This window comes from Leifsonia sp. NPDC058248, from assembly GCF_042881905.1.
Classification (GTDB): Bacteria; Actinomycetota; Actinomycetes; order Actinomycetales; family Microbacteriaceae; genus Leifsonia.
In genome coordinates this window covers 222997-245207 of the sequence record NZ_JBHVXB010000003.1, presented here as the reverse complement: position 1 = coordinate 245207, position 22211 = coordinate 222997, and the positions used below count along the sequence as shown (strand labels likewise).

The 22211-nt window shown below is 68.5% G+C and carries 18 protein-coding genes and 1 tRNA gene; 4 read left to right on the top strand and 15 right to left on the bottom strand.

Annotation, left to right across the window (positions count from 1 at the left end; genetic code table 11):
* Positions 1-2 precede the first annotated feature (2 nt).
* The 6 genes from ACFVV5_RS06525 to ACFVV5_RS06500 form a co-directional block, all read right to left on the bottom strand.
* A complete protein-coding gene (locus ACFVV5_RS06525) occupies positions 3-326 on the bottom strand; it encodes a biotin/lipoyl-containing protein (RefSeq protein ID WP_387240723.1) in 324 nt (107 codons plus the stop codon).
* Complete coding sequence (locus ACFVV5_RS06520; RefSeq protein ID WP_387240720.1) at positions 319-1344, bottom strand: alpha-ketoacid dehydrogenase subunit beta; 1026 nt, start codon at positions 1342-1344, stop codon at positions 319-321. Before ACFVV5_RS06520 ends, ACFVV5_RS06525 begins: the two co-directional genes overlap by 8 nt.
* Complete coding sequence (locus ACFVV5_RS06515) at positions 1337-2371, bottom strand: thiamine pyrophosphate-dependent enzyme (RefSeq protein WP_387240717.1); 1035 nt, start codon at positions 2369-2371, stop codon at positions 1337-1339. The genes ACFVV5_RS06520 and ACFVV5_RS06515 overlap by 8 nt, the downstream gene beginning before the upstream one ends.
* A 67-nt stretch (positions 2372-2438) precedes the next feature.
* Positions 2439-4634, bottom strand: a complete 2196-nt coding sequence (locus ACFVV5_RS06510) for an MMPL family transporter (RefSeq protein WP_387240714.1) — start codon at positions 4632-4634, stop codon at positions 2439-2441.
* Positions 4635-4713: 79 nt separating this feature from the next.
* On the bottom strand, positions 4714-5298 hold the full coding sequence (locus ACFVV5_RS06505; protein ID WP_387240711.1) for an isochorismatase family protein: 585 nt from the start codon (positions 5296-5298) through the stop codon (positions 4714-4716).
* A gap of 11 nt (positions 5299-5309) precedes the next feature.
* Complete coding sequence (locus ACFVV5_RS06500) at positions 5310-6929, bottom strand: D-alanyl-D-alanine carboxypeptidase/D-alanyl-D-alanine-endopeptidase (protein ID WP_387240708.1); 1620 nt, start codon at positions 6927-6929, stop codon at positions 5310-5312.
* A gap of 80 nt (positions 6930-7009) precedes the next feature.
* Between ACFVV5_RS06500 and ACFVV5_RS06495 the strand changes: the two genes are divergently transcribed.
* Both ACFVV5_RS06495 and ACFVV5_RS06490 read left to right on the top strand, forming a co-directional pair.
* Positions 7010-7303, top strand: a complete 294-nt coding sequence (locus ACFVV5_RS06495) for a hypothetical protein (RefSeq protein WP_387240705.1) — start codon at positions 7010-7012, stop codon at positions 7301-7303.
* Between the two features lie 93 nt (positions 7304-7396).
* Entirely contained in the window at positions 7397-7864 is a 468-nt protein-coding gene (locus ACFVV5_RS06490; RefSeq protein ID WP_387240702.1) for a hypothetical protein, read from the top strand.
* A 40-nt stretch (positions 7865-7904) separates the two neighbouring features.
* On the opposite strand, the gene ACFVV5_RS06485 is transcribed toward ACFVV5_RS06490, so the two are convergent.
* A complete protein-coding gene (locus ACFVV5_RS06485) occupies positions 7905-10457 on the bottom strand; it encodes a PKD domain-containing protein (RefSeq protein ID WP_387240699.1) in 2553 nt (850 codons plus the stop codon).
* A gap of 240 nt (positions 10458-10697) precedes the next feature.
* A complete protein-coding gene (locus tag ACFVV5_RS06480) occupies positions 10698-11198 on the bottom strand; it encodes an iron chaperone (protein WP_387240696.1) in 501 nt (166 codons plus the stop codon).
* A 114-nt stretch (positions 11199-11312) separates the two neighbouring features.
* Between ACFVV5_RS06480 and ACFVV5_RS06475 the strand changes: the two genes are divergently transcribed.
* Positions 11313-13556 (top strand): RNA polymerase sigma factor, encoded by a 2244-nt coding sequence (locus tag ACFVV5_RS06475; RefSeq protein ID WP_387240693.1) that lies wholly within the window; start codon positions 11313-11315, stop codon positions 13554-13556.
* A 204-nt stretch (positions 13557-13760) separates the two neighbouring features.
* Here the strand turns inward: ACFVV5_RS06475 and ACFVV5_RS06470 are convergent, their stop codons facing one another.
* The gene (locus ACFVV5_RS06470; protein ID WP_387240690.1) at positions 13761-14051 is read right to left on the bottom strand and encodes a tyrosine-type recombinase/integrase; all 291 of its coding nucleotides are present in this window, start codon (positions 14049-14051) and stop codon (positions 13761-13763) included.
* 195 nt (positions 14052-14246) lie between these two features.
* Between ACFVV5_RS06470 and ACFVV5_RS06465 the strand changes: the two genes are divergently transcribed.
* Positions 14247-14390, top strand: a complete 144-nt coding sequence (locus ACFVV5_RS06465) for a hypothetical protein (protein ID WP_387240687.1) — start codon at positions 14247-14249, stop codon at positions 14388-14390.
* 452 nt (positions 14391-14842) lie between these two features.
* Here the strand turns inward: ACFVV5_RS06465 and ACFVV5_RS06460 are convergent.
* From ACFVV5_RS06460 to topA, 6 genes are all read right to left on the bottom strand, one after another.
* Positions 14843-14915: transfer RNA gene (locus tag ACFVV5_RS06460), tRNA-Thr, on the bottom strand.
* Between the two features lie 68 nt (positions 14916-14983).
* Complete coding sequence (locus ACFVV5_RS06455) at positions 14984-15658, bottom strand: TetR family transcriptional regulator (RefSeq protein ID WP_387240684.1); 675 nt, start codon at positions 15656-15658, stop codon at positions 14984-14986.
* A 69-nt stretch (positions 15659-15727) separates the two neighbouring features.
* Positions 15728-17287 (bottom strand): alpha/beta hydrolase, encoded by a 1560-nt coding sequence (locus ACFVV5_RS06450; RefSeq protein WP_387240681.1) that lies wholly within the window; start codon positions 17285-17287, stop codon positions 15728-15730.
* On the bottom strand, positions 17284-18480 hold the full coding sequence (locus ACFVV5_RS06445) for a DNA polymerase III subunit delta' (protein WP_387240678.1): 1197 nt from the start codon (positions 18478-18480) through the stop codon (positions 17284-17286). Before ACFVV5_RS06445 ends, ACFVV5_RS06450 begins: the two co-directional genes overlap by 4 nt.
* 37 nt (positions 18481-18517) lie before the next feature.
* Complete coding sequence (gene tmk / locus ACFVV5_RS06440; protein ID WP_387240676.1) at positions 18518-19192, bottom strand: dTMP kinase; 675 nt, start codon at positions 19190-19192, stop codon at positions 18518-18520.
* The gene (gene topA, locus ACFVV5_RS06435) at positions 19189-22032 is read right to left on the bottom strand and encodes a type I DNA topoisomerase (protein WP_387240673.1); all 2844 of its coding nucleotides are present in this window, start codon (positions 22030-22032) and stop codon (positions 19189-19191) included. Before topA ends, tmk begins: the two co-directional genes overlap by 4 nt.
* Positions 22033-22211: the final 179 nt, after the last annotated feature.

Sequence of the window (22211 nt, the reverse complement as noted above, 5' to 3'; positions counted from 1 at the left end):
ACTCAATCATCCGGCAATTGCAGCCGAACGCGCCGCGCCGGGGCCTCCTCAACGGGGACCGTGCCGACGATGCCGGCCTGGTCGTCGCTCACCGTGAACGTGATGAGCGGGGCGCCGACGCCGAGCGTCGTCCCCTCCTCCACGTGGAACCGGGCGATCACACCGGACTGCGGCGACGGAAGCTCGACGGCCGACTTGGTGGTCTCCACCTCGACGAGCGGGGCGTTACGCTCCACGAACTCGCCTTCGGCGACCAGCCACTCCAGCACGGTGGCCTCCTGCAGTCCCTCGCCGAGGTCGGGCAGGGCGAACGTGATCTCAGCCACGGCGGTACTCCAAGGTCTTCTGAACGGCTTCGAGGATCCGGTCGATGCTCGGGAGGTACTCGTCTTCGAGCACGGGTGACGGGTAGGGCACGTCCCAGCCGGTCACCCGCTGCACGGGCGCCCGCAGCTCGCCGAAGCACCGCTCGGTGATGAGCGTGCTCACCTCGGCGCCGAGACCCGCGGTGAGCGGCGCCTCGTGCACGACGACGGCCCGGCGCGTGCGGGAGACCGAGGCGGCCAGACCGTCGGCGTCGATGGGTTTCAGCCAGCGCAGATCGACCACTTCGATCTCCACGCCGTCCTCGGCGCCGAGCTCGGCGGCCTGCAGGCAGCGCGCGACCATGGCGCCCCACGCGACGAGCGTGACGTGCGTGCCCGGCCGCACGATGCGCGACGATCCGACGGGCAGCCGCTCGCCCCACTGCTCAGCGTCGACGGGGGCCTTGTGCCAGTAGCGCGACTTCGGCTCGAGGAAGATCACGGGGTCCGGATCGTCGATCGCCTGGCGCAGCAGCGTGTAGGCCTCCGACGGCGACGACGGCGAGACGACCTTCAGTCCGGGGACGTGCGCGAACAGCGCCTCCAGGCTCTCCCCGTGGTGCTCGGGGCCCCGGATGCCGCCGAAGCTCGGCAGGCGCAGCGTGATCGGCATGCGGAAGGAGCCACGGCTCCGATAGTGCATCCGGGCCACCTGATTGACGATCTGGTCGATGGCGGGATAGGAGAACCCGTCGAACTGGATCTCGGGGACCGGTCGCCAGCCCGCCATCGCCAGGCCGACGGCCATGCCCATGATCCCGGACTCGGCGAGCGTAGTGTCGAACACCCGGTCGTCGCCGTACTTGGCCTGCAGTCCGTCGGTCACCCGGAAGACGCCGCCGAGGGCGCCCACGTCCTCTCCGAAGACCAGCGTGCGGTCGTCGGCGGCGAGCGCGTCGTCGAGCGCGCGGTTGAGGGCGCGCTGCATCGTGGTGAGCTCCGTGCCTGCGGCCTCCGGAGCGATGGTGGTCTCAGCCATGTCGCGACTCCTCCCAGGCGCGCCGCTGGCCCAGCAGGGCCGCGGGCGCGTCGGCGAACACGAAGTCGAACATCTCCTCGCCCGGGCGACCGCCCAGCGCGGCGACGTCGGCGCGCACCCGGTCGGTGAGGGCGCCGGCGGTGTCGGAGACCTCGGCGAAGAAGTCGTCGCCGACGGTGCCGGTCGCCCGGAGCCGCTCCTCGCAGAGGGTCAGCGGGTCGCGGGCCAGCCAGCTCTGCTCTTCGTCGAGGGTCCGGTAGCGACCGGGGTCGTCGGAGGTGGAGTGCGGCCCCGAGCGGTAGGTCATGGCCTCGATGACGGTCGGTCCGCCGCCGTCGCGGGCGAGCTGCAATGCTTCGGCCGTGGCCTCGTAGACGGCGAGGACATCGTTCCCGTCGACGCGCACTCCGGGCATCCCGTAGCCGGCAGCACGTGCGGCCACCGAACCGCCCGCCACCTGCTTGGCGGCGGGCACCGAGATGGCCCACCCGTTGTTCTGGCAGAAGAACACCACCGGCAGCTGCGAGACGCCGGCGGTGTTCATGGCCTCGTGGATGTCGCCCTGCGAGCTGGCTCCGTCGCCGAAGTAGGCGATCGCGACCCCTCCGTTGCGGTCGAGCTTCGCCCCGAGCGCCCAGCCCACCGCGTGCGTGACGGCTCCGCCCACCACCGCGTTGATCGGCGCGAGGCGTGCCGCCGCAGCATCCCAGAGCCCGCCGTGCCAGGCGCCCTGGTGGGAGGCGAGGTACGCGACCGGGTCGACGCCCATCGTCACGGCCACGCCGAGCTCACGGTAGGTGGGGAAGGCGAAGTCCAGCGCGAGGTCGAGGGCGGCGGCGCTTCCGACCTGGGCCGCCTCCTGTCCGCGCATCGGCGCGTAGCCGGGCACGATGCCCTGGCGCTGCATGGCGACGCCGTCGAGGTCGAGCCGTCGCACGGTCACCATCGTGCGGTAGAGGCGGCGCAGCAGGGCGGCGTCGTCCCCACCGGATGCACGCAGTGCGCTGCCGGGAGTGGTGAGGGTCATTTCGCCACTCTCGCAGGGCTGGACAGGGTGAGCAACAAGCACAGCGTCGGCTGCTCATCCTGCGCACTCAGACGCGGGGACCGCCCTCCTTATCGTGCAGATTGCTGCTCCAGAGCCTCGACGGCCACCAGATCGCCTTGCCGATGTCGTACGACACGGCCGGCACGAGCAGTGAGCGCACCACCACGGTGTCGAGCAGCACGCCGAACGCCACGATGAAGGCGATCTGCACCAGGAACAGGATCGGGATGACCGCGAGCGCCGCGAACGTCGCCGCCAGCACGACCCCGGCCGAGGTGATCACACTGCCGGTCATGCCGAGACCGCGCAGGATGCCCGGACGGGTGCCGATCCGCAGCGACTCCTCGCGCACCCGGGTCATGAGGAAGATGTTGTAGTCCACGCCGAGCGCGACCAGGAACACGAACCCGAACAGCGGGACGGCCGCATCCGCCCCCGGGAACCCGAAGACGTGGTCGAACACCACAGCGGAGACGCCGAGAGCGGCGGCGTAGGAGATGACCACGCTGCCGATGAGCAGGACCGGCGCCAGGATCGAGCGGAGCAGCAGCATCAGGATGATCAGGATGACCGCAAGCACGATCGGGATGATCTTCAGCAGGTCGCTCTGAGCCGTGTCGTTCGTGTCGAGCGCGATCGCCGTCACACCGCCGACCAGCACCGACGGATCGGCGGCGGGCAGGGTCCGGCGCAGGTCGCGCACCACCTGTTCGGCCCTGGCCGAGTCCGCCTCGGAGGCGAGGGTGGCATCGATGAGCACGCGTCCGTCTTTCACGACGGGCTGCGGCGCCGGGCCGGGCGCGGTGGGATCGCCGCCTCCCGTGTAGAGGGCGGCCGTGCTGATGCCGTCGTTCTGCTCGACCGCGGCGAGCACCGCATCCGCGTCGGCCTGCTTCGTCACGATGACCACGGGGCTGCCCGAACCGGCGTCGAAATGCTTCGCGACGACCTTCTGCCCGTCGACCGCGTCGGACTGCGTGAGGATCACGTCGGTCTGCTGCACGCCGTTCGCCTTCAGCTGCGTGAGTCCGAGCGTGCACACGCCCAGCAGCATGAGGGCCACGATCCAGGTCGCGCGTGGACGCCGGGCGATGAGGGTGCCGACGCGGCGCCAGAGCCCGCGGATGCCGGCCAGCCCGGCGATCCCGGTCTCGTCGACGTGCTTGCGCGCGGGCGGATGCTCGCCCTCGAACCTCGGCCGGAACGGCCAGAACGCCGTCCGCCCGAACACGACGAGCAGCATCGGCAGCAGCGTGAGCGCCGACAGCACGGAGAAGACGATGCCGATCGCCGCGATCGGCCCGAGGCTCTTGTTGGAGTTGAGGTCGGAGAACAGCAGGCAGAGCAGCGCCAGGATGACCGTGGCCCCGGAGGCGGCGATCGGCTCGAGCGCCGCCCGCCAGGCCCGCCCGATGGCCGCCCACCGCGACTCGACGTGTCCGAGCGACTCGCGGAACCGCGCGACCAGCAGGAGCGAGTAGTCGGTCGCCGCCCCGATCACGAGGATCGACAGGATGCCCTGGCTCTGGCCGCTGAGGGCGATCCACCCCCACAGCGCGAACAGATAGACCAGGAGGATGGCAGCGCAGAGCGCGAAGATCGAGGTGAAGAGCACCAGGAACGGGAGCACGACGGAGCGATAGACGAGCAACAGGATGAGGAACACGGCGCCGCCCGCGACGAGCAGCAGGATGCCGTCGATCCCGCCGAAGGCGTTCACGAGGTCGGCGGTGAGCCCGGCCGGGCCGGTGACCCAGGCGTGCAGGCCGGACGGGGCGCTGTCGTCGAGCACCTGACGCAGGTCGGCGACGACCGTCTTGACCTTGTTCGTGTCGGCGACCGGCACGATGAATTCGACGGCCTTCCCGTCTTTCGAGGGGATCGGGCCGGCGACGCTGGTGCGGGCGTCTCCGGCCGGTCTCTGCACTCCGGTCACGTCGCCGAGCTTCTGGCCGAGTGTGCTGAGCCCGTCGAGCTGGGCGTGATCGAGCGCGTCCTCCGACTCGATCACGACGATCGCGGGCACCGCTGCGGAGTCGGTGAACTTCTTCTGCCAGTCCTGCACGTCGGTGGATTCGGCGCTGGCCGGAAGGAACGACGCCTGGTCGTTGCTCGACACCGAGCTGAGCTTGCCGAAGGTCGGACCGCCGAGTCCCGCAGCGGCCAGCCAGACGAGGATGAGCACCGAGGGCAGGACCACCCTCAGCCAGCGCGGGGGCGCCCAGTCGGTGCGAGGTTTCATGCTGTCTCCCGATATACCTAGCTAGGGTAGCAATTAGCCTAGCGTGATATCGGGCGGCACGGCCAACCGGGCCGAGCGGTTACGCGCCGGTCTCCACCAGTTCGGCGCCCGCGTGCGCCAGCTCCGACAGCGCTGCCTCGGACGAATCCGGTGCGACACCGGCCACGAGATCGGTCAGGACCCGCACGCGCTGACCGTGCGAGAGAGCATCCAGAGCCGACGCCCGCACGCAGTAGTCGGTCGCGAGGCCGGCAACGTCGATCGAGTCGACGCCGTGCTCGTCGAGCAGGTTGTGCACGCTCGAGCCGGCCTCCGTGTGCCCCTCGAAGATCGAGTAGGCGGGCACGCCCTGACCCTTGCGGATGTGGAAGGTCACCTTGTCGGTCTTCAGCGCCGGATGGTAGGCGGCCCCCTCTGTGCCGGCCACGCAGTGCACCGGCCACGTGTTGACGAAGTCGGGGGGAGCATCCGTCGCGAAATGGCCGCCGTTGTCGTTGCCGGCGTCGTGCCAGTCGCGGCTCGCGAAGATCACGGAGTAGTCGCGCGCGTGCTCGGCGAGATAGCGCGTGATGGCTGCCGCCACGGCTGCCCCGCCCTCGACGCCGAGCGAACCGCCCTCGGTGAAATCATTCTGAACGTCGATGATGAACAGGGCCCTGCTCATGGTCGCCTCCGTCAGTTGTTGGAGAGGTTGTCACCGCAGCGGTAGAAGCCGGTGACGAGCGAGTCGATCGCCTGCTTGGCATTGTCCCCCACATTGCCGAGCGCGAACACGGCGAACGTCAGCTTGGTGCCGTCGGCCGCGTCGACGACGCCCGCCAGCGTGTACCCGTTGTTGATCCAGCCGGTCTTGGCGTGAACGGCGCCGCGAGCGACGGCGTTGTCGCCGGTGAACCGGTCGTAGCCGGAGGCGAGCGTGCCGGACTGGCCGGAGATCGGCAGCCCGTCGTAGACCACGCCGAGGCCGTTCTGACGATTCAGTACCTTGATGAACAGCTGCGTCAGATACGACGGCGGCACGGCGTTGTCGCCGCTCAGGCCCGAGCCGTCGGCGATGTGGATGCCCGTCGTGGGGATCCCGTACGGCTTCAGCCCGGCGATCACGCCGGCGTTCTCCGCCTCGAAGGTGTTGCCGGCGCCCGTCTTGATGGCGACCAGCCGGGCGAGCTCCTCCATGATCGTGTTGTCGGAGACGCGCATCGCCTGGTCGACCAGCGTGGTGACCGGCTGGGACTGGACGACCGCGATCTGCTGGGCTCCGGCCGGGGCCGTTCCCGCGGCGACTGGAACGTTGGTGCCGAGGTACTGCTGGAACGACTGGACCGCACGCCCGACCGGGTCGGTGCTGCGCGGCGACTCGATCGCCGTCGGGTCGTCGCGGTCGCCGTCCACCTGCAGAGCGGTGATGTACGAGGTCGAGCCCTCGACGACCCGCTCCTCGTGCTCGTCCCAGCTGGGCTGCCACACCGGGGCGCCGAACAGCGAGGTGTCGACGATGATCGACGTGACCGGCTGGCCGCCGAGCGCCCGCTTGGCCTGGTCGGCGAGGTCCTGGATCTTGGGTGCGCCGGTGTAGAAGGAGTTCTGACCGCCCGGCAGACGGGACAGCGTCACATCGCCGCCGCCGACGAGCACGAGCTGGCCGGGCGTCGAGGTCTTCAGCACCGTCGTCGACACCCGGTAGTCCGGGCCGAGGACGGCGAGTGCCGCCGCCGAGGTGAGGGTCTTCAGCACGCTGGCCGTCGGGCCCGGCTTTCCGCCGTTGCGGTCGAACATCACCTGCCCGGTTTTGGCGTTGACGACCTGGGCTTCGAGGTTGCCGAGCCGGCCGTCCTGCGAGAGTCCGGCGACGGAGCAGGTGCGCACCCGGCTGGCGGCCGGAGCATTGGCGGGCACCGCGCGGGCGGGCTTCGCGACCGTCTTGACCGGCGTGGGCGTCGGCGTCGGCGTCGCCGTGGCCGTCGCGCTCGGCGAGGCCGGGCCCGCCGCTGCTGCCGGCGTGCCGACGGTGGCGCCGAGGGCGACGCTGCCGCCGCCGAGGACGACGAAGGCGGCCGCAGCGCCGGCGATGATCCAGGTGCGTGGGTGCCGGCGGATCGCGGTGAGGACACCGGCGAAGGGCGACGGTCTCTGCGCGTCGCCCTGGGCCTGCGCAGCCGCCTTCTGGGCAGCTCGGGTCATCGGCTCGCCCGCTGCGGACGCTCCGGTGGCCGGAAGGATGGGGGTGGGGATGCTCGCCGGGTCAGCTTCGTTGCTTCTCGGCAGGCCAGTATCAGGCTGGTCTGATTCGCGCATCCAGGCATATTACATGCGTTGACTGGGAGCGTTCATCAGAGGAACCTGAAGTGACCGGGTGAAAGAGATCGGACACGAAGATGGCACGACGCAGTCACGAACCGAAATCGAAACCGGAGCACGAACCCAAACCGGAACACGAGCGCCGCGCTTGGCAAGCCTCCGACTGGCTGGACAGCAAGCTGCTGCCGATCCTGGGACCGCCGCCCCTCGGACCGTACGGCGAGCCGCAGGAGGTCGACCTGCTCGACGCCATCTGTCCGCTCTGCGGGCGGCCGATGCGCGACCACGTGATCGAGCGGACCGAGCACCACGTCTATCTGCACTGCCCCGGCGACGAGCGGCAGGTGGAGGAGACCGGGCGCCCCGCCTGATCCGGCGCCTCCTTCTCCGGGCCGTCCGGATGCACCGGGCCCGGCATCCGGAGCCCCCTTGTAACGTGGGCCGCGGACGGTCATGATCGGTTCGTGACGACGACTCCGAGGGCGAGCGGTGCGGCGCTGACCGCGACGATCGCGATCGTGGCGGTTGCGACGAGCCTCGGGCTGACCGGGTGCACGGTCTCGTACGGCGCGTGCGCGAGCTGGGCCGACTTCAGCGACCCGGACGTCGCCTACGCCCAGGCGACCACGGTGGTCGCCGGCCACGTCGCCGGTCGTGACGGGACGATGGACACCGACCTCGGACCGGTGCGCGCCTACCGGTTCACCGTCGACGAGGCGTTCAAGGGCGCGGCCGCCGGGTCGACGATCCGGCTGGGCTCCCGCGCGGACTCCTGCGACGGCGGCGACGGCTACGTCAGCGGGGATCTGCTGGCCACTGATTCGCGCGTGCTGGTCTACGCCCTGAAGGATCGCGACGGGCCGGTCACGCTCACGCCGGCCCAGGGCGTGAGCGCTTTTCCCGAAGGAACGGCTGCGCCGTTCCGGGACTGACGACCTCTCTACTAGGCGACGCCTCTACTGGGCGACGCCTCTACTGGGCGACGTTCACGGCGTAGTTGTCGAACTTGACGGTGATCGGCGTGGCGGTCGCCGTTCCCGAGAGGTAGCTCCGCAAACCGATGGTGCCGGATGCCTGGAGCGCGGCGGTCGAATCGGTGGCGCTCGCCTGCCAGGCCGCCGGCTCGGCTTGCGCCGATGCCCAGACCTTCGCGCGAACCGTGGTCGGCGAGGTGCCGAAGACCTGGACGCGCATCGTGAGCTGCTGGCCGGCCGCGAACGAGAGGCCCGTGATGTTCACCAGCTGCAGGGCGGTCGAGCCCTGGAGCAGCTGGAGCTGCACGGCGCCGTTCGGCTGGAGCAGTGCGCGGGCCTCATAGTCGGTCGCTCCGACCATTCGTCCGATCGCCGAGACCAGCACTCCCCCGCCCGTGGGGGCGACGTCGGTCGTGAACGTGACCGTGGAGTCGGTGCTGGTCGACGAGATGCCGTTCAGGGTCTGGGTCTTGGTCGAACCCGCTGGATCGACGATCTGACCGGTCCCGGCCGCGACCCCGTAGGCCGAGGTGACGCCGGCACCCGTCCAGGCGCCGCCCATGTCGGCCGACCCCCAGCCGTTGCTGACCGTGCGCCCGAACGTGTCCCGCGCGAGCGCGTTACCCGCCGGGGCTGTGACCGTCACCGACCGGGTGGTCGATCCGGTGCCGCCCTGGTTGTCGGTCACCGTCAGGCCGATGGTGTACGTGCCGCTCGCCGCGTAGGTGTGGCTCGCGGTGGAGCCGGTCGCGGTCGAGCCGTCGCCGAAGGTCCAGGCGTAAGACGAGATCGTCCCGTCAGGATCGTGCGAAGCCCGCCCGTCGACCGCTACGACCGGGCCGGTCGGCGTCGCCGTGAACGATGCGACAGGCAGCTGGTTCCCGGCCGCCCCGGTGATGGTCACCGTATTGCCGGGTCTCGAGATCTGGTTGCCGTCTGGATCGGTCACATACACGCGATAGGAGTGGGTGCTTCCGCCCGCGAGTCCGTTGTCGACGAACGACATGGCGGGTCGCTGGTAGAACCGGGAGATCACGTTGGTCTGATAGACCGGGCTGGCGGTGTTGCCGTCGCGGACCAGCTTGTAGTTCAGGTTCACGTTGTCCTGGTCGTACGTCGCCGTCCACGTGATGCGCGCCTGGCCCGCTGCCGGGGACGTCGCGTTCGGCGTGAGCGCCGTGTTGTTGTTCGGAGCGACCCTGCTTCTGACGACCGAGTCGAGCGCGTAGCGGGTGAGCCCGTACTGGGCCACGCCGTTGACGAACGGGAACTCGCCGCCGACCGCGAGGTACTGGCTGTTGCCCGAGATGCTCCAGGCCGCCTGACCCTGCCCGGTGTACGAGCCGGTCACGTAGTCCGGGAACCAGTTGAGCGAGGTCGGAGCCGGCTGGCCGGAGAAGTTGGCGTATCCCCGGTCGCCGTTGTTGGTGAGGGTGCCGGTCCTCGCCTTCGAGAAGGCGATCGTGTGGTGGTAGGTCCAGGGGTTGGTCTGCGGGAAGCCGCCGACGTTGCCGCAATAGTGCGGATGCCCGGCTGCATAGACGGCGTCGCCGAGCGGGTAGACGGAGTACGTGTCGCCGTGGCAGTCCTCCATCCAGAGCAGGTTGCCGTTGGGGTCGGCCGAGAAGCTCCCCTCGAAGTTGCCGCCGGATCCGAACACGTAGCCGGAGCCGTAGACGCGATCACTCGTGGCGACGAGGGCGGTGATACCGGCCTGCGTCCCCGCATCCCGGATCACCGAGTTGGCCCCGAACGGCAGGTTGGCGCCGTTGGTACCGGTGAGCAGCGCCAGCCCGTAATGGGCCGCACCGTTCATGTTCTTGAACCGGCCCCCGGCGTACACCTTGGAGCCGTCCGGCGCGACAGCGAGCGCGTCCACGACGAAGTCGGCGCTGGCCGACCAGCTGGTGTCGAGCGAACCGTTCGAGGCGTTGATCCTCGCGATGTACCCGCGTGCGATCCCGTTCACACTCGAGAACGTGCCGCCGGCGTAGACCGCCGTGTTGGTCGCGGCCAGTGCGCGCACCTGGCTCTCCATGATGGGGCGGAAGGAGCTGATCACCTGGCCGGTCGCGGTACTGATCGCGACGATGCGGTAGTAGCTGGCGCCGCCGGCGGTGGTGAAGTCGCCACCGACATAGACCCGCGAGCCGTCGGGCGACGCGGTGATCGCGAGCGCCTGAGCGTTCAGCGGAACGTTGAAGGTCGAGATCAGACCACCCGTGGTGATGTTGTACGCGAGCAGGTTGCTGCGCGGGGTGGTGTTCGTCCCGGCCGGGGAGCCCGCAGGCCGGGCCGCAGTGAACTTGCCGGCCACGTAGACGGTGTTGCCGACGACCACCTGGGCCCAGGCCACCCCGTCCATCTGTGTGGTGGGAAGTGCATCCGCCCCCACTGTCGGCGGGGACCCCGGATTCGTCGGATCAGGTGGCATCGTGTCGGCGGAGGCGGACGACGCGAGCGTCAGGCCTCCGAAGACCAGTCCGATCGCCGTGATGACGGCGGTGACGATACTGAGCGAGCGTCGGGTGGGTGTGGCAATGGAACTCATGACAACCTCGGGTAGGTCGCAAATAATCACTGTGTCGGTGCGACCGCGAACTCCAGGCCGCTTCGGGTGCCCGTCTGCGGGCGAACATGGCAGGTGTGGAGTGAGTGATCCATCGCCGACCGAGCAGGCGGCACCGTCCCCCAACGAACTTGATGATCCCTCACGTTTTGATTCGAGAGTACGCCTGATTTGCCGGAGTGAACCCGGTCAGCCCGAAATCGTCGAGATTCGTGAGAGCCCTCAGCCGGCCGCCTTCTTGACGAGCGCGCCGATCCGTTCCTCGTCGCTGGCGGTCAGTGTCGTCAGCGCGTAGGAGGTCGGCCACATGGTGCCGTCGTCGAGGCGAGCCGAGTCGTTGAAGCCGAGCGTCGAATACCGGGTCTTGAACTTCTTCGCATCCTGGAAGAAGCAGACGACTTTGCCGTTCTTGGCGTAGCCGGGCATCCCGTACCAGAGCTTCGGCGACAGCTCCGGTGCGCTGGCGAGGATGACCGCGTGGATCCGCTCGGCCATGGCGCGATCCTCGTCCGCCATCTCGGCGATCCTCGCCTGGACCTCGCTCGCCTCCTCCTCCGCGGACTTGGCCGAGCCGCGGCGTCGGGCGTTCGACTTCAACTCCTTCGCGCGCTCCTTGATAGCGGCTCGTTCCTCGGCGGTGAATCCGTCGGACGCCGTGCCGAAGGCGGCGGCGCTCTTCGTGTCGGCGGCGGTGCTCTTCGCAGACTTGTTCGTGTCGTTCATGGCGGGGCTCCTCTGCTCGCGATTCGATGGGAACGACACTAACGCGCGAGCGCAGCGACGCTCCCTGGCGCCACGGAAATGGAACCATCCGTGCCCGACCGGACAGTAGAGGGTATGAGCACGGATGATTTCGACGAGGCAGCGGCCTGGTCGGCGGCGCGCGATGGGGACGCACACGCGTTCGCGTCGATGCACGTCGACCGCCACCGCGACCGCGTCTTCGGCCACGCGCTGAGGCTGGTGCGCGAACCGCACGACGCCGAGGATGTGACGGCGGTCGTCTTCCTGGAGGCGTGGCGCAAGCGCGGCTCCGTTCGCCTGGTGGACGGCTCGGTCATCGGCTGGCTGCTGGTCACGACCAACTACACCGTGCGCAACCACAGCCGCAGCCTGCGCCGCTACCGGTCGGCATTGGCGAAGCTGTCGGCGCCCTCCCCCCAGGACGACCACGCACGGGGCGTCGACGACGCGATCGACGCATCCTCCCGGAACCGCCAGGTGCGCGACGCGTTCGCCCAGCTCACCAAGCGCGACCAGGACGTCATCACGCTCTGCATCCTCGAAGAGCTCACCACCGCCCAGGCCGCGGAGGCGCTCGGTGTGCCCGAGGGAACCGTCAAGTCGCGCCTCTCGCGCGCACGCAAAGCGCCTGACCGAACTCGCTGCCCCCCTTACCGGCGACACCTCGATCCTCGAAGGAGGTGCACGATGAGCACCCCAGAGTTCTCGCCCGACCGCAGCGCCGCCATCCGCCGGCTGCTGCTGGACACGGCCGCACAGGAGCCGAAGCGGCAGCGCCGACTGCAGATCCTGCTCACCTCCGTCCTGTCCGCGATCGCGATCGTGCTCGCGGGCGGCGCTGCGGCGCTCGCCCTCACCGGCGTCATCCACTTCGGGGACGAGACGCCGGCCCCGGTCCAGACGTCGACTCCGACCGTGACGCAGACGCCCGCACCGACACCGACACCGACCCCCACTCCTACGCCCACGCCGACGGCGCGGGCGCTGCACCTCCAGAGCACTCCGATCACCCCGCACGACGTCAGCACCCTGTTGGCGCACCCTGCCTGGAGCCTGGAGCTTCCCGGCGGTGGTGTCGCCTGCGCACAGACCGACGCCTACGACATCGCCGACGGGTTCGCGCTGTTCGTCTCGAACTCGACTAGGGGGTCGGGCGACGAATGCGCACGCAGCTCCGCCCACACCTCGCTGACCATGGTCGACACCTACACCGGCCGCATCGTCTGGTCTCGCGACTGGACGCTGGACAACGACAAGGGCTACGGGGCCAGGCTCATCATGCTGGGGACGTCTGGTCGCGCACTCCTTCTCGATGAGTTCAGCGGGAAAGGCCCACGCGACGTGATCGACCTCGTCACCGGCCGCACTGAGACCCTATTGTCGGGCGACCTGCCCTCCGACAGGAACTACTACATCGACGGGGTGCGGGACAACACCGGAGACATCCTCTGGGCGAAGCCCGTTCCGGTTGCATCCGGGCAGCAAACGGAGCGCTACCAGCTCCAGCGCGTCGATCCTCGCGACCTCGCACACCCGAAATGGTCCACCACCTTGGACGCCAGGTTCGTGAGCGTGTCGTACGACCCGGAGGTGTCGACCCTGCTTCCGTTCGAGTACTTCAGCGCCCAACCGGTGAACGCGTGGACGTCGGCTCTCGTCAACGTCGAGACAGGTGCGATCGTCGCCCCTTCGCGGAGTGCGAGCTACCATTCCGTGCGCGACGGGCTCCTGGCCTACGGGAACCAGAGCTCCGACGGCCGGCCCCGCACGATCACGAAGCTGGATACGAACGGGCAGCCCGTGTGGTCGTTGCCCTTCGGCGCGAACAGCAGCGTCGCGGAGGTGCACACACTGGATGTTCCGCCCGGCTCCCTCGCGGTGTCCATAACCGATCACGTCGGCTCGGGCTTCCTGGCCATGGTCTCTCCGTCCACGCTGACGCTGATCGACGGCACGGACGGCACGGTGAAGTGGGCCGCCGATATCACGCACTGCGGAATCAAGCCGCAGAACTGGGACAGCGAGCCCGACATCCTGCTCGACGACGCGCTGAATGCGGTCATCCTGGTCCACGGTTCGGAGACCTGCTCGCTGGATCGAGCCACGGGCGCACCCCGCCCCATCGTGGACCACGAGGCGTTTCAGTGGCCTCTGTTCGGTCCTGCCGGCACGTACCTCTCTACGGGCACCTTCACCGCCCCTGGGGTCGGCCGCGGCTACGACCGTGCGACGGGCGCGGAGCTGTGGTCCACCCCGGTGGCGAAGAACGAGCTGTGGTACTTCGCCGGCGGCATCCTCGTGCGCCAGGTCGGCGACCACGTCGAGTCGATCGGCTGATCGGGCGGCGCAGAGGGGAAAGAGGGGAACGGGGAGAGAAGAGCGGCCCGCGGATGCTCGTCCGCGGGCCGCTCGTCGCGTCCTGCGAACCTGCGGAATCTGCGGATTCTGTGGAGCCGCCCAAGGGGATCGAACCCTTGAGCTTCTCATTACGAGTGCGCCGGCTTTTCTGGATGTTCGCTGATGTCAACAGCCCCCGCAAGATCAGGCCCTTTCGGCATCCTCCGTTCGCTGGCGTTCGCCCGCGTCAGGTGCATCAGGTGCACTTGGTGCGTCGAGGCGCTCGATCAGGTCCTTCTCTCGCTCCTCGAGTGGGTGCACGTAGGTGCGGCAGGTGAACGCCGCATCCGCATGACCGAGGATCTTCGCTGTCACCGCGACGTCGCCGCCGGAGTCGACGATGAGGTGGGTGGCCGCCGTGTGCCGGCTCTTGTACCGGCGCACCGTTTCGAGGCCGGTCGCGTCGAGCAGCGCATGCCACAGCTTGATGTCCATCTTGATGAACTTGGATGCGGCAACGTCAGCATCAGTGGTGGGCCGTGCAGCAATGCGGCCAGGCGGCAGGGTGCCATCTAGGTCACCGGGCGGACTAGGCACCCGGAAGGGGGCAATACGAGATGGACAGAATGGTCTACCTTCAGGTGAGTGAGTAACTCTCAGATATTGCATAGGGAAGTCGTAGCAATCACATTGGCGATCGTCAGTGCGGTGGGCGCGAGCGCCGCGATGGTGTTCCACCTGATCCCCTGGATGATCGCGGGGGTTGCCCTCACCGTCGTCGGGGTGGTCGCTGCGATGTGGGTCCACTCGAAGCTCGAGCCGACCGATGTATAAGATCCGGCGGCTGTGGTGGAAGCTGTGGCGCCGGAGGCCGCGGGCCTTCACCGATGAGGAGCGCGCTAACCGGTTCCTCGGGGAGTGACCTTCATAGCCGTCACGACACGACCAGTCCGCGACCTCGGGACTCCCGATAGATCCGAACCATGTCGCCCGCCGGCGGGCGCTGGGCGTCCATTTCGGAGACGCTGGTGCGGCGCGACGCCAACTCACGCAAACCGCACTCGGACAGATGCTGGGCATGGATCTCAGTCGCAGGTGTGGAAGCAATTGCTGGCTAAACGACCGCTGAACGTCGATGAATTGGACGCAATCTGCGCCGCGCTCGGGCTGGACATCGTCGCGGTGGTGTGCGCGGCAAAAAGGATGAGGTGCAGCGCGAGGTGCACGAGGGGCACGAAGACGAGAACCCCCGACCAGGGTATTGGCTCTGACCGGGGGTTTTTCGGAGCCGCCCAAGGGAATCGAACCCTTGACCTTCTCATTACGAGTGAGATGCTCTGCCGACTGAGCTAGGGCGGCGTGGGTCGCTCAGGAGCGGCGCACAGGAAGATAGCTTACCCGATCATCGAGCGCGCTCCGGACCACGGTCAGCGCACCTGGGTGCCGAGTGCCTGGAGCTGCGCGAACGAGCTGCGGAGCCGGTCGGCGAGCGATTCGACACCGCCGTGATCGGCCCAGCACGACCAGGCGTGGCGCATGCCGGCGAAGGAGACGTAGGTGACGAGCCGGGCACGCTGGTGCAAGGTTTCCGGGTCGTCGGCGAGCACGGGGTCGTCGGCGGCCAGCCGGCGCTGCACGATGGCGGAGAGGGAGTCTTCGAACTGGTGCATGCTCGCCATACGCTGGGCGAAGAGCTCGGGGTTGTCTTTGAGCAGGGCGCGTCGGAGACCGTGGAGTTCGTGAACGCTGCGGCTGGCCGAGGGCTCGTTCTCGGCGCCGGTGAGTTCGACAGTGTCGATGGCGGCGATGAGGAGCTCGCTGATGCCGTCGAGGATCGGCTCGTCGGGCCCGGCGGCGATGAAATGCTCGATGCGCTCCTCGGAGGGGAGCTCGGGGAGCTCGCCGATGATCGCGGACTCTTTCGACGGGAAGTAGTTGAAGAAGGTGCGCGGCGACACGTTGGCGACGTGACTGATCTCGTCGATGGTCACGCGGTCGAAGCCACGTTCGCTCGCGAGTTCGAGAGCCGCGAGCTGGATGGCGCGGCGCGTCGCGAGCCGTTTCCGCTCGCGGAGTCCCAGTTCTTCTTCAGCCACGCTCATGCGTTGATTATTGCATTCTATGCAAAGTTGCACCACTCAAGAATGGTAGTTGGTGCGAGCATCCGGCGGTCAGCAGGTCTTGCCGTCGGCGGGGATGGTGCCCTTCACGAGGAAGGCGTCGACGGTGTCGTTCACGCACGAGTTGGACTTGTTGTACGCGGTGTGCCCTTCGCCCTTGTAGGTGAGGAGATGCCCGTTCTGCAGCTCGCCGGCCAGGTTCTTCGCCCAGACGTAGGGCGTGGCCGGGTCGTTGGTGGTGCCGACGACCAGGATGGGCGCCGAGCCTTCGGCGGCGATGGGACCACGTTCGTAGGTGGACTTGTACGGCCAGTTGCCGCATCCGATGTCGCCGTAGGCCATGTACGGGCCGATCACAGGTGCCGCCTGAGCCAATTGGGCGGCCTGCTGGCGCATGGTGGCGGGATCGGGGTTGTAGGTGTAGTCGAGGCAGTTGATCGCCATGAAGGCCTCGGTGGAGTTGTCGCCGTAGGTACCGTCTTTCTGGCGGTTGTTGTAGGCGTCGGCGAGGGTGAAGGCATACGAGGCGTCGCCCTTCATCACCGAGGTGAACAGATCGGTGAGGTACGACCAGGCCGTGGCGTCGTAGAGGGGGTAGATGATCGCGGTGACGAGCGTGTTGGCGCCGAGCTCGCGACCGTCGGAGTTGCGGATGGGGCTCTGCTCGACGGAGGCCAGCAGGTCGGAGATGGTGGACATCCCCTGCTGGACGGTGCCGTCGAACGGGCAGCCCTTCTGCGTGAGGCAGTCGGCGAGGTAGGCGCGCAATGCGCTCTCGAAGCCCTGCGCCTGCACCTTGGTGACGTCGAAGTTGCTGGCCGCCGGATCGAGGGCGCCGTCGAGCACCAGCCGGCCGGTCTTGCCCGGGTACAGGTCGGCGTAGATCGCGCCGAGGTACGTGCCGTACGAGTAGCCGAGGTAGTTGAGCTTCTTGTCGCCGAGCACGGCGCGGAGCACATCGAGGTCGCGGGCCGCGCTCACGGTGTCGACATGCCGGAGGAGGGCGCCGGTGTTCTGCTTGCACGCGTCGCCGAAGTCGCGGGACGTCATGGCGTTCTCGGCGATCCACTGATCGGAACCGCGGACGCCGGGAGTGATGCCGTAGAGGTAGTCGTCCATCTTCTTGGCGTCGTAACAGGTGACGGCGGTGGAGTGGCCGACGCCCCGGGGGTCGAACCCGACCACGTCGAAGGCGTCTTGGAGCGTGGAGTCGGTGGCGTAGTCCACGGAGTTCTTCACGAAGTCGTAGCCGGAGCCGCCCGGTCCGCCCGGGTTGACCAGGAGCGAACCCTGCTTGGTGCCTTTGGCGGCCTGGCGGATGAGCGCGAGCTTCACGTCGCCCGCCGTCGGGTTGGTCCAGTCGAGAGGGACCTTGGCGGTGGTGCACTCCTTGCCGCCCGAGCAGCTCGACCAGGTGAGCACCTGGTCGTAGAACGGCTTGAGGTCGGGCGCGACGCTCTCCTTCACCGGCGTCGACGTGTGCGAGGTCTGCGACGGCAGGAACATGGTGACGCAGCCGCTGAGGGTCAGAGCGGTGATGGCGGCGATGGCGACGAGCGCGATGCGCACCGGGCGCCGGCGCGCGCCGTGCCCGGACAGTCGGGTGGTCACTGAGTCGTCCCCTTTCGAGTGGCGCCGCCGCGCAGGATGCCCGTGAGCATCGCTTCAAGGGCGAGCGCCGGCGCGACATTCGACTCGATCCTCTGCCGGGCCGTCGCGATGGCGTCCATTGCTGCGAGGGTAGCGGCAGGAGTCGTGTGAGCGCTGAGAAGGTCGAGGCGCTCGCGCAGTTCGACGTTGACGAGTTCGCTGGAGCTGCCGAGCTGCAGCATCATCACGTCGCGGTAGAGCGACAGGAGGTCGACCATGATGCGGTCGATCCCGTCGCGGAGGCTGCGGGTGGCCCGCCGCTTCTGGTCTTCTTCGAGCTGGTGCAGCTGGGAGCGCAGGGCGGGCGGGATGGTGCCGCCGGGTTCGATGCCGAGCGATCGGAGCGCGTGCTCCCGTTCTTCGGCGTCGCGCTCCTCGGTGATGGCCTTGGCGTCTGCGCCTGCGATCTCGAGCATGGTCGCTGCGGTCTGCACGGCATCCGACACCGACCGGATGCTCAGCGCGAGCTGCAGGGTCTCGTCGCGGCGCCGTTGCGCCTCGTCGTTGGTGGCGAGGCGGTGCGCCATGCCGATGTGGCTCTGGGCGTGCCGGGCCGCCCGCTCGGCGGTGACCGCGTCGACGCCGTCGCGTCGCTCGATGAGGGCTGCGACATCGAAGACGCTCGGCACCCGGAGCCGCACGGTGCGAACGCGCGACCGGATGGTGGGGATGAGGTCGGCGTCGCTGGGCGCGCAGAGGATCCACACGGTGCGCTCGGGAGGCTCTTCGAGGGCTTTCAGGAGAACGTTGGAGGTGCGCTCGCTCATGCGGTCGGCGTCTTCGATGATCATCACGCGGTAGCGGCCGACCGACGGCGAGAACTGCGAGCTGGCGACGAGCGTGCGCACCTCGTCGATGGAGATGATGACGCGCTCGGTGCTGAGCACGGCGAGGTCGGGGTGGGTGCGGGCCTCCACCTGGCGCTGGGCGGCGAGGTCGCCTTCAGGGGTGCCGGGGCTGAGGAGTGCCGTCGCGAACGCGAAGGCGAGGTTGGACCGGCCGGAACCGGGCGGCCCGGTGATCAGCCAGGAGTGCGTCATCGAGTTGCCGGCCGCGCGCGCGAGGGTCGTGTCGCTGCTGCTTCCGCCCGCTGCCGCCGCTTTGAAGATGGCAATGGCGTCATCCTGACCCGTCAGGTCGTCCCACACTGCCATGTGTTCCAGGCTAGCGTTCGCCGCGGACACTGCGTGCTCAGCGCGTCGGCGCGATGCGCCGGCCGAGTTCTGCCTGGATCTCGGTTGCGATCTCGTCGGCGGGCCGGGCGGCGTCGACGACCAGGAACCGCTGAGGTTCGGCCGAAGCGAGCTGCAGGTACGCCGAACGGACCCGCGCGTGGAAGTCGGCCTTCTCGGCCTCCAGTCGGTCGTACCGTGTGCGGGAGGTGTCGAGCCTGGCCCGTGCGACGGTCTCGTCGAGGTCGAGCAGGATCGTGAGGTCGGGCAGGAGACCTTGCGCCGCCCAGAGCGACAGCTTGCGGATCTCATCGGCGTCGAGCACCCGGCCGGCGCCCTGGTAGGCGACCGACGAGTCGAGGTAGCGGTCTTGCAGGACCACGTCTCCGCGCGCGAGGGCCGGCCGGACGACGGTCTCGACGTGGTGCGCGCGATCCGCGGCGTAGAGCAGCGCTTCGGCCCGCGGCGAGATGTCGCCGCGGTGGTGGAGGACGATCTCCCGGATCTCCACGCCCGCGTCCGTTCCGCCCGGTTCGCGTGTGCGCACGACCGTACGGCCCTGACCGGTGAGCCACTCTTCGAGGAGCGCGGCCTGGGTGGACTTCCCCGACCCGTCGCCGCCCTCGAGTGTGATGAACAGTCCGTCTTCGGGCGCTCCCGTGGCAGCGGTCTCGGACGTCTGGCTCCCGCTCACTCGGCCGCCGGCTTCTTGGCCGCCGGCTTGCGGGTCGTCGTGGCCTTTGCTGCCGTGGTCTTCGCTGCCGTCGTCTTGGCGGCGGGCTTCTTGGCCGCGGGCTTCTTGGCGGGTGCCTTCTTCGCCGGAGCCTTCTTCTTCACCGGGCCCTTCGCGCGCTTGTCGGCGAGCAGTTGCACGGCGCGGGCGAAGTCGACCTCTTCGACCGTCTCGCCGCGCGGGATGGTCGCATTGGTCTCGCCGTCGGTCACATAGGGCCCGAAACGGCCGTCTTTGACCTTGATCGCCTTGCCGCTGACGGGGTCCGCCTCGAACTCCTTCAGCGCGCTCGACGCGCGGCGCGCGCCGTACTTGGGCTGCGCGAACAGCTCGAGGGCGCCGGGAAGGTCGACCGTGAAGATGTCGTCCTCGCTCGTCAGCGAGCGGGTGTCGGCGCCCTTCTTGAGGTAGGGGCCGTAGCGCCCGTTCTGCGCCTGGATCTCTTCGCCGCTCTCGGGGTCTGCGCCGACCGTGCGGGGAAGGTCGAGGAGCTGGAGCGCGGTGCTCAGGTCGAGCGTCGCCAGATCCATCGTCTTGAACAGGGAGGCGGTGCGCGGTTTCGCGGCGGCCGCCTTCTTCTTGGCCGGGGCCTTCTTCGTGGGCTGCTCGATCACTTCGCCGGTGGACTGGTCGACCGCTGACGCATCCGTGGCTTCCGGCTCGTCCGGATCGACCTCGGTGACGTACGGGCCGAACCGGCCGTCCTTGGCGACGATGTTCTTGCCGTTCTCCGGGTTGACCCCGAGGACGCGGTCGGTCAGCACGGGGGCATCGATCAGCTCGCGCGCCTTGGCCGGGGTGAGCTCGTCGGGCGCCAGTTCCGGCGGGATGTTCACGCGACGCGGTGTCGCGTCTTCGGCGGCGCCCTCTTCGGCCAGCTCCAGGTAGGGACCGTACTTGCCGATGCGCAGCGTGATGCCGTCGTCGATCCGGATGGAGTTGATCGAGCGTGCGTCGATCTCACCGAGGTTGTCGATGACCCGGCGCAGGCCCTTGTGCTTGTCGCTGCCGAAGTAGAAGCTGTTGAGCCAGTCGAGCCGCAGGGCTTCGCCGTCGGCGATGCGGTCGAGATCGTCTTCCATCTCGGCGGTGAAGTCGTACTGCACCAGGTCGCCGAAGTAGTCCTCGAGCAGTCGGACCACGGAGAAGGCGATCCAGCTCGGGACCAGCGCTTGTCCGCGCGGTGTGACGTAGCCGCGGTCGACGATCGTCGAGATGATGCTGGCGAAGGTCGACGGGCGTCCGACACCCAGCTCTTCGAGCGTCTTGACCAGGCTCGCCTCGGTGTAGCGCGGAGGAGGGGTGGTCTCGTGGCCGTCGGCCTCGACGTCCTGGACGTCGAGCGCCTGGCCGACTTCGAGCGGCGGGAGCTTCGCCTCGCTCGGTTCGGCGTTGGCGTTGCGCTCTTCGTCTCTGCTTTCTTCGTAGGCGTTGAGGAAGCCGCGGAAGGTGATCACCGTTCCGCTCGCGGTGAATTCGGCGAGCGTTCCGGCGAAGTCGCCTTCGGTGATCGCCGCTTCGACTGTGACGGAGGCCGTCTGGCCTTTCGCGTCGGCCATCTGCGATGCGACGGTGCGCTTCCAGATCAGGTCGTAGAGACGGAACTCGTTGCCGCGCAGCACCGACGAGAGCTCGGAGGGGGTGCGGAAGGTCTCGCCCGACGGACGGATGGCCTCGTGCGCCTCTTGCGCGTTCTTGCTCTTGGAGGCGTAGGTGCGCGGCTTGTCCGGCACCGTCTCGGGACCGTAGAGCTTCGCCGCCTGGGTGCGGGCGGCGTTCGTGGCCTGCTGCGACAGCGACGCGGAGTCGGTTCGCATATAGGTGATGTACCCGTTCTCGTACAGAGACTGGGCGACGTTCATCGTCTGGCGGGCCGAGAACCGCAGCTTGCGCGCGGCCTCCTGTTGCATGGTCGAAGTGGTGAAGGGCGCCGCGGGGCGGCGGGAGTACGGCTTCGACTCGACCTTGCCGACGGCGACGTTCGTGCTGCCGAGGCTGATCGCCGCGGCGAGCGCTGTCGCGCCCGTCTCGTCGAGTGTGCGGGCGGACGAGGTGAGCTGTCCACGGTCGTCGAAGTCGCGACCGGTCGCGACGCGCTCACCGGAGAGGCGTGCGAGCCGGGCTTCGAACCCGGTCGGCGTCTCGGCACCGGTCTCGGCCTCCGGGATGAAGTGTGCGGTGAGACCCCAGTAGGACGCGGGGATGAACGCGAGACGTTCGCGTTCGCGGTCGACGACCAGCCGGGTTGCTGCGGACTGGACACGGCCGGCGGAGAGGCCGGGGCCGACCTTGCGCCACAGCACCGGTGACACCTCGTAGCCGTAGAGCCTGTCGAGGATGCGCCGCGTCTCCTGCGCGTCGACGAGTGCGGTGTCGATGTCACGGGTGTTGTCGCGGGCTTTCTCGATCGCTTCGCGGGTGATCTCGTGGAAGACCATGCGCTTGACAGGGACCTTGGGCTTGAGCACCTCGATGAGATGCCACGCGATGGCCTCGCCTTCGCGGTCCTCATCAGTTGCGAGCAGGAGTTCGTCGGCGTTCTTGAGTGCGCGCTTGAGGTCGGCGACCGTCTTCTTCTTCTGGTCGGAGACCACGTAGTACGGCTCGAAGTCGTTCTCGACGTCGACGGAGAACTTGCCCAGCGAGCCCTTCTTGAGCTCCGGCGGAAGGTTCTTGGGCTCGATGAGGTCGCGGATGTGTCCGACCGAGGCCATGACCTCGTATCCGTCGCCCAGATATTGGGCGATCGACTTGACCTTGTTCGGAGACTCGACGATGACGAGTTTCTTCGTGTCAGGCACCTGACTCCTCTATATATACGCACTGCATTGAACAGTTAGACGTCTGAAAGCGCGCTCCCCCGGGCGCCGCACCCCTGCGGCGAGCGTGGGCTCGACGCCCAACAGGCACACCATACACACCTGAGCCGCTTGTCTGCCTAATCCGGTCGACGCCGTTCGCCCACGGCGCAGCCCTTGCG

Excerpts from the sequence above, each read along its gene's own strand:
- ACFVV5_RS06510 (WP_387240714.1), bottom strand. The coding sequence starts at position 4,634 with ATGAAACCTCGCACCGACTGGGCGCCCCCGCGCTGGCTGAGGGTGGTC.
- ACFVV5_RS06470 (WP_387240690.1), bottom strand. The coding sequence starts at position 14,051 with ATGGACATCAAGCTGTGGCATGCGCTGCTCGACGCGACCGGCCTCGAA.
- ACFVV5_RS06445 (WP_387240678.1), bottom strand. The coding sequence starts at position 18,480 with ATGGCAGTGTGGGACGACCTGACGGGTCAGGATGACGCCATTGCCATC.
- ACFVV5_RS06495 (WP_387240705.1), top strand. The coding sequence starts at position 7,010 with ATGGCACGACGCAGTCACGAACCGAAATCGAAACCGGAGCACGAACCC.
- ACFVV5_RS06475 (WP_387240693.1), top strand. The coding sequence starts at position 11,313 with ATGAGCACGGATGATTTCGACGAGGCAGCGGCCTGGTCGGCGGCGCGC.
- ACFVV5_RS06505 (WP_387240711.1), bottom strand. The coding sequence starts at position 5,298 with ATGAGCAGGGCCCTGTTCATCATCGACGTTCAGAATGATTTCACCGAG.
- ACFVV5_RS06455 (WP_387240684.1), bottom strand. The coding sequence starts at position 15,658 with ATGAGCGTGGCTGAAGAAGAACTGGGACTCCGCGAGCGGAAACGGCTC.
- ACFVV5_RS06515 (WP_387240717.1), bottom strand. The coding sequence starts at position 2,371 with ATGACCCTCACCACTCCCGGCAGCGCACTGCGTGCATCCGGTGGGGAC.
- ACFVV5_RS06500 (WP_387240708.1), bottom strand. The coding sequence starts at position 6,929 with ATGCGCGAATCAGACCAGCCTGATACTGGCCTGCCGAGAAGCAACGAA.
- ACFVV5_RS06485 (WP_387240699.1), bottom strand. The coding sequence starts at position 10,457 with ATGAGTTCCATTGCCACACCCACCCGACGCTCGCTCAGTATCGTCACC.
- ACFVV5_RS06520 (WP_387240720.1), bottom strand. The coding sequence starts at position 1,344 with ATGGCTGAGACCACCATCGCTCCGGAGGCCGCAGGCACGGAGCTCACC.
- ACFVV5_RS06480 (WP_387240696.1), bottom strand. The coding sequence starts at position 11,198 with ATGAACGACACGAACAAGTCTGCGAAGAGCACCGCCGCCGACACGAAG.